This is a genomic window from Paenibacillus solisilvae, from assembly GCF_042656405.1.
GTDB lineage: Bacteria > Bacillota > Bacilli > Paenibacillales > Paenibacillaceae > Paenibacillus_Z > Paenibacillus_Z solisilvae.
This window is the reverse complement of record NZ_JBHSOW010000109.1, coordinates 23,048-29,924: the sequence shown is the minus strand read 5'-3', so window position 1 is coordinate 29,924 and position 6,877 is coordinate 23,048. Positions and strand designations below refer to the sequence as shown.

The window sequence follows — 6,877 nt, the reverse complement described above, 5'->3', positions numbered from 1 at the left end:
GTATGGATTGCAGTATAGAGGCAGCCTCAAGCGGATGGCACTCTCTTAACTGTACGAATTCCAGTATAAAGCGTGGTTCCTGCAGCTGACGATCAACTCAGATTCTTCGAGCTTAACTACCCAGAATGCCTAGGCTAAGATGTATCAGATATCTTATGCAATAGATAGGCAGGGAAGTGCAAAGATGGCGGGGCTGTTCCATAAGCCTTTCCACATAACCATCTTCGTTTATGTCATCAACGACGCCGCGGATCAGCTCCGCACGAGTACCTTCAGACAGCGGTGAACCTTCAGACAACAGTAGACCTTCAGACAACAGTAGACCTTCATACAACAGAAGACCTTCAGACCGCGGTGAACCTTCGAAAAAAGAAAATCGCTGCACAGTTCAGCTTGAACTGTACAGCCATTTTTTTAAGGAGCAACTAGAGCCTAATTGTCAAGAATTAACCCTTTTAATCCCTTTTGGCTTCAAGCGCTCCTTCTACCATTCACCGTGCACATCTATCCCGGGATCATTTACTTCTGTATCTCGCCGGGTAGCTGGCCAGGGCTTTGCAGAGCCCGCCTTGCTTCCTGCCACTTGTCATTGAATAACTCAAAGGCCAGCTTCAAATCTGGAGTGACAAGCCACTCCTGTAAAAAATCGCCTAGTAGTCCACCCACTCCTGAGCAAGGGTCTGGTTCTCGCTCAATTTGTTTATACCGATGAACCAATCCGGATTGAGCGGAGCGTAATGCTTGGTCTGATTGTCGTAAGGGAACGGGAAAAACCCGATATCCTCGGATTTGCCCCCAGCCTCAAAAATCTGCTTAATGACCCAGTTGCCTGTAAAGTACATGGCGCTCTTGCCCTCTGCGATTTCGCTCTTGGACAGCTCCCAATTATTCGAGAACAAATCCTTCTCCACGTAACCTCTTTGTATCAGGGTTCTGGCGATCGTTACCGCTTGTCCCCATGCATTGCTGATCTGCCAAGGTCTGTCAGTATGGACCATTTCATTCAAATAATTGGCGTTGCCGGTCATGAAGCTGACAAGCGTCTCTCCCCATTCAGGCAGCGGCCACTGAGCGCCGTAGTTCAGATAAATCGGAACGATGCCTGCCTTTTTCAGCTTCTCACAAGCTTCATAGAGCGCTGCAAGCGTCGTTGGGATCTCCGTAATTCCAGCCTTAACAAACGCTTGTTTATTATAAACGATTCCTTCCGTGGAAGCGCCCGTTGCAATTCCATAACGCATTCCTTCATATTCCTTGAAATCAGCGAACCGCAGATGCTTGAACATACCTGGCTTGAGGGGCTCAAAGTACTTGCTCAATTCCTGATTAGCCAAACTGTTGGGAAGCAGCAGGACGTCACCCAAGTTCCGCAGTGACAAACGGACAAGAATATCCGTCGCGTAATTCGTAAGACCTTCAAATTCTACGACTGTACTTGGATGCTTGCGCTCAAAAGCATCTGCATACCGTTTAAAAACACCATTTTCGATTAAATCCACCCGGTTCGTCAGAACATGCAGATGATGCTCTTGAGGGGGCTCTGCATCAGAATCATTCCCAGCGGCTTGATCGTTCGTCTTATTCGAGCCGGCCGGGCTGCAGCCTGTCAGGAAACCGGCACAGGCCAGCATCATCACGATGCTAAGAAGTACGAGTTGTCTGATTCCATTAGTCATAGCTGATCTCCTCCTCCAGCGGCAGCAGGAAAGTCACCACGGTTCCGTTACCGGGTATGCTGCTTACTTTCAGCCCGTAGGCACTGCCGTAATGAAGCATAATGCGCTCGTTTACGTTCCTCAGACCAATGCCGCCTCTCTGCCCGTCCGGTTGGTGTTGAACGCTGCCGTTCAATATTCCGTTTAAACGATCCAGTGTCTCCTCATTCATTCCCAGTCCGTCATCCGACACTCGAATGCGGACGAAGCCCTTTAACTGATCCGCTGCGATTGCAATTCTCATCTTCGGTTTATTGTCATCCATTCCGTGATAGATGGAATTCTCCACGATCGGCTGCAAAATCAGCTTGATGGTCGAATAATGCTTCAGTTCTTCAGGGACATCAATAAACAGCTCGAACCTGTCCGGGTAGCGGTAGTTCAATAGATCAATAAAGGACCGCATATGACCGATCTCTTTATTTAAGGTGACTTCCTCCTGCAGGTCCCCAATGCTGTACCTCAGCAGGCGTCCGAGAATAGACAGCATATCCGCTGTATTCATATCATCATTCAGTTCGGCCGACATTCGGATCGCTTCCAGCGTATTGTACATAAAATGCGGATTAATCTGACTTTGCAGCGCATGCATCTCCGCCTTCTTCTTCTTGGTCTGCATCAGATAAATATCCTGAATGAGATGATCAATTCGCAGTATCATATGGTTAAACTGGCTGCCGAGCTGTCCAATTTCGTCCCGCCGCTTCACCGGGAATTGAACGGAGAAATCTCCTTCCTGCACGCGTCTCATCAAACGCATCATTGCCCTAAGCGGCTTCGTGAGCGCGAAGGAGAAGAAGATCGAGATGAGCATTGCAATTCCAATCGTCAGGAACGTAGCAATCCACGTCACATTGCGGATAACGACTGAGTTTCTGGTCAATTCCCCTGCGGGGATCGAAATGAATACTTTCCAATCCGTATTCGGGGAGGAGGTATAAATATACAAATATTTCTCGCCGTCCTCCGTCAAATAGAAGCTCCCGTTCTTGTCGGTTGCTTCCTTCACCATCTGCCGGTCGCTGATATTCGCAGCAAGGAGCTTCTTGTCGCTGTTATAGATAACATTGCCCCCGGCATCAATAATAAACGACTTCCCATGCGTGACCTTGTCCAGCTTCGTGATTTGATCCTCAATCACGCTGATATTCGCATCTACTGCGATCATGCCGATATCATTGAGCGCCGTATCGTAAATTTTGCGTACGATGGTGAAGACATATCGCTCACTCTTCAAACTGGTCATATATTTCTGTGTGCTTAACAGCAGCGCCTCGCCACTGGAGTTCTCAACCTTAGCCTTCCAAAGCTTATAGCTGTCCTGGATATCCAGGCGGATGGCCCCTGCCTCGGGCGAGTAGTAGCCGTTTCCGAATTTATCGAATATATAAACCGAATTTTCCCCGCGTTTGATATTATTAATAAACAATATATTCCCTTGAATGCCGCGCTGAATCGACAGCAAATCGAGATCCGACGGTCCGATCATAGACTCATCCCCATTCGTAACCTGCGAGCGCTGCTCATAATACGTATTCGATCGGCTCAAATAGGTCTTGAGTTCCTCCTGATAAGCCGGAACCGAGGAGATCCGCACCATATCTTCGATGTAATCATCCACCCGTTCCATCATGCTGGTGAGTGAATTCGTTGAATAACTCACCGTGTTTTGTTCGATCGAATCCGAATAATTGCGGTACGAAACGGCCCCGATGAAGGTGAGCGGCAGGGTGACAAGCAGGATAAACACGATCAATAATTTGCGTTCCATCGGGCTGTCAGAGAATTTCGAGCCCCATTGAATAAATCTTCTGCCAAGAAACATAAGCACAGGCTCCTTAAGTAATCAATCTGTTAGCGAATCTGAGATCTTCCCAATATAGCAATACCGCCTATTGAAGTCCATAAAGACAGTACAAGCCTTTAACGAAGCGCCTGTTCTGGCGCCGTTAAAGGCTTGCTCTTGCTCCTATCGGCCGATCATAAGAAACTGAACATCAATGAAGAATAAATAAGGAGTGTCTTCCCCCACCGTTTCTTCATGAAATCTTTGCTGCGGTGAATACGGGATTTGACGGTATTAACCGGGATATTATTCGCACGTCCGATATCCTCCATCGACATCTCCAGCACGTAACGCTGGTAAACAACGCTCTTATATTTATCCGGCAGCTTATCGATCATCTCCGCCATCTTATCGGAGAATTCCCGTTCAATCACTTCCCCTTCCGGAGACATAGCCGGATTCGCGATGACATCATGCAGGGACAGACTCTGGTCGGAGTGAGCAACGATCGGCTGATCAAGCGGCAGCGAAGGCGCCTTTCTTCTACGCAGCAAATCCAGGCAGATGTTCTTGCCGATATGAAAAATCCATGTTGAAAACCGTTTGTTCTCGTCAAAACGGTTCAGATTCAAATACACTTTCAGGAAGGTCTCCTGGACGACATCCTCACACTCCGTCTTGCTGCGAAGGATCCGATGCGCCATATTAAAAATTTTATCCTTGTATAAGTCAACCAGCTTGTTAAAAGCGATTTGATCGCCCTGCCTCGACAGCATCACCAACTGAGCCTCATTCACCGCAATTCTCCTCTACTGCCCGTCATCCTTCTTTACTCCTATTATAACAGGAAAAATGAGAAACGCATCTGAAAAAGCATGCGTTTCGAAGAAGTTTATGAATTACCCGTGAACATGATTCCGGAATCAGTCTCCGTGCACCTTGAACCCCGGCAGATGCGCAGCAGGACGGGCTTTATTCCCTGTAATATCCAGAGAAATGCCATTTTCTTACTCTGCTTTGGCTGCGTTCGGGTGGATGATCAGGAGGTCACCGCCAAACCGGTATCCCATGTAAGTTTATGGAAGAATTTGAGCGGCTTTTGGCCTGTGCTTCGGAATTGATCGCTGCAGAAGCCGGACCGTTGTCTACCTTTTGGCCAGATTCTACGAGCTGCGGGCGCGCTATACTTTCACTCACTATGTATACCTTGTATCATTTCATAACTATATTTTCACTACTTTTATTTGGGGCAGGCATCCTTCATAATGATACAAGTACAAGAATAGTAATCCTGCCCTTGGAGGTACATAATGACGAAATCGATTCCTTTAAAAACTCGCGGCATTAACGCAAGCCAGCTCGTTCTTGGATGTATGAGATTTGGCGGCGGTTGGGACCAGACCCCGATTACAGCTGATCATCTGAAAGAAGGGCATGCGGCCCTGGATGCTGCGCTTGAGATCGGCATTAATATGTTCGACCATGCGGATATCTACACGAGAGGTAAGGCCGAGCAGGTCTTTGGACAAGTGTTGAAGGAGCGTCCGGGATTGCGCGAGCAAATTCTCATTCAATCCAAATGCGGTATCCGTTTCGGCGATGAGGCGAACCCGCATCGTTTCGATTTCTCCGAGAGCCATATTCTCAGCAGTGTAGACGGTATTCTAGAGCGCATTGGAACGGAATATATCGACTTTCTTCTGCTCCACCGCCCGGATTCACTCGTTGAACCGGAGGAAGTAGCAAGCGCGATTCATAAGCTGAAAGCTTCCGGTAAAGTTCGTCACTTCGGCGTATCGAACATGAGCCAAGGCCAAATTCGTCTGCTGCAATCGTACTCCGATGAGCCGTTTATCGTGAACCAGCTGGAAATGAGCCTGAAGAAAATCGGCTTCGTGGAAACGGGTGTACATGTAAACCAAGAAGCGGCGAAGAACAATGTGTTCCCGGAAGGAACACTCGAATACTGCAGACTGGAGAATATTCAGCTGCAATCTTGGGGACCGCTTGCTCAAGGTATTTATTCCGGCCGTGACCTGAAGAACGAGAGCGAGTCAGTCAAGGCTACTGCAAAGCTCGTTCAGAAGCTGGCGGAAGAGAAGAATACGACTGCCGAGTCTATCGTGCTCGCTTGGCTGATGAGACATCCGGCTGGTATTCAGCCCGTTATCGGTACGATTAATCCAGAGCGGATCCTGGCTTGCCGGGATTCAATCACAATCAGCTTGACCCGCGAAGAATGGTATGCGCTGTACACCGCTTCCCGCGGCGTGAATATGCCATAACCGGCAAACGAACCTCAAGTGCTGACCAATCAAGAAAAGTCGATCTTTATTCTGATTCCGATAAGATCGGCACACAAAAAAGCTGGCATCCTATCCCGGTCAACTCGGGAGATGGGTGCCAGCTTTCTTATAAGGGGAACTTATACAGAGCCGGGGTGATCAGGCTGTCAGTTAAACTTTTTCTTCAAGAAAGCCAGACTACCGTCGAATTCGGAATTCTCCTTGACCGTACATTCCGCTGAGATTCTCCCGTTGTACCCCGCTTGTGTCAAGTACTTGGCAAACTCGTCATAGGGATATGTACCGGTACCCGGCGATAGGCGTCCTGTATCCGCAACGTGGATGTGAGCGAGCCAATCTTTGTGTTCGAGCATCGTCTCTAACGGTTCCTGATCCATTTCCATATGATAAAAATCTGCAAGTATCCGGATTGTATCCCTGTTCAGCCACTTGGCAAACCGGCTTGCCTCAGCGACACTGTTGATAAAATTACATTCTTGGCGGTTTAACGGCTCGATCGCCAGCACAACACCGGTTCCCGTAAACTCATCCGCCACACGCTCCAGCAGCTTGACGAACTGCTCCTCCGCTCTTGCAGCGGACCATCCTTCCGGTATCTGGCGGCTTCTCCCGCTTCCAAGTACGGCGATCTTCGTGCCGATCTTGTGCAAGGCCTCAGCCGTCTTCGCCACATACCTCGAAAGCCGATTCTCATCGATAGTCGGCCCTACGATCAGCAGATCCCCGGGAAAAAAGATATTAACCGCCTGCACAGGAAGCGGGCTGTCCGCATACTGTGCAAGCAGCTTTGCATGCTCCTGCTGATTTTCCAATTGCAGTCCTGTTACTGTACATTCAATGTAATCATACCCTGCCGCCTGCAGCCGGGCAGCATCCTCAATTCCTCTACACCAACCAAACGAAACCATAAGATTCCAGTCCTCCAATGTAAGATTTGATATATGCAAACGCTACCAATCCTATTATAGACCTCGACATAGCCATATTGATACCTTTTTTCATTTCTATTCCGCTATGACCAAACAAAAAAGAGCATCCGAAACGAACGGCTCTCGTTCTGCTGCTCTTGC

General features: G+C 48.5%; 5 protein-coding genes. 1 reads left to right on the top strand and 4 read right to left on the bottom strand.

Annotation, left to right across the window (positions count from 1 at the left end):
- Nucleotides 1-650 precede the first annotated feature (650 nt).
- The 3 genes from ACFPYJ_RS28440 to ACFPYJ_RS28430 all read right to left on the bottom strand — a co-directional run bounded on the left by ACFPYJ_RS28440 (nucleotide 651) and on the right by ACFPYJ_RS28430 (nucleotide 4,298).
- Nucleotides 651-1,631, bottom strand: coding sequence for an ABC transporter substrate-binding protein (locus ACFPYJ_RS28440; protein WP_379191630.1), 981 nt, complete (start codon nucleotides 1,629-1,631; stop codon nucleotides 651-653).
- A 37-nt stretch (nucleotides 1,632-1,668) separates the two neighbouring features.
- Nucleotides 1,669-3,540, bottom strand: a complete 1,872-nt coding sequence (locus ACFPYJ_RS28435; protein WP_379191629.1) for a cache domain-containing sensor histidine kinase — start codon at nucleotides 3,538-3,540, stop codon at nucleotides 1,669-1,671.
- A gap of 155 nt (nucleotides 3,541-3,695) precedes the next feature.
- Nucleotides 3,696-4,298, bottom strand: coding sequence for a sigma-70 family RNA polymerase sigma factor (locus ACFPYJ_RS28430; protein ID WP_379191628.1), 603 nt, complete (start codon nucleotides 4,296-4,298; stop codon nucleotides 3,696-3,698).
- A gap of 513 nt (nucleotides 4,299-4,811) precedes the next feature.
- Here ACFPYJ_RS28430 and ACFPYJ_RS28425 point away from each other — a divergent pair.
- Complete coding sequence (locus ACFPYJ_RS28425; protein ID WP_379191627.1) at nucleotides 4,812-5,786, top strand: aldo/keto reductase; 975 nt, start codon at nucleotides 4,812-4,814, stop codon at nucleotides 5,784-5,786.
- Nucleotides 5,787-5,953: 167 nt separating this feature from the next.
- On the opposite strand, the gene ACFPYJ_RS28420 is transcribed toward ACFPYJ_RS28425, so the two are convergent.
- Nucleotides 5,954-6,715 carry a sugar phosphate isomerase/epimerase family protein gene (locus ACFPYJ_RS28420; RefSeq protein ID WP_379191626.1) on the bottom strand — a complete coding sequence of 254 codons (762 nt, stop codon included), beginning with the start codon at nucleotides 6,713-6,715 and terminating at the stop codon, nucleotides 5,954-5,956.
- Nucleotides 6,716-6,877: the final 162 nt, after the last annotated feature.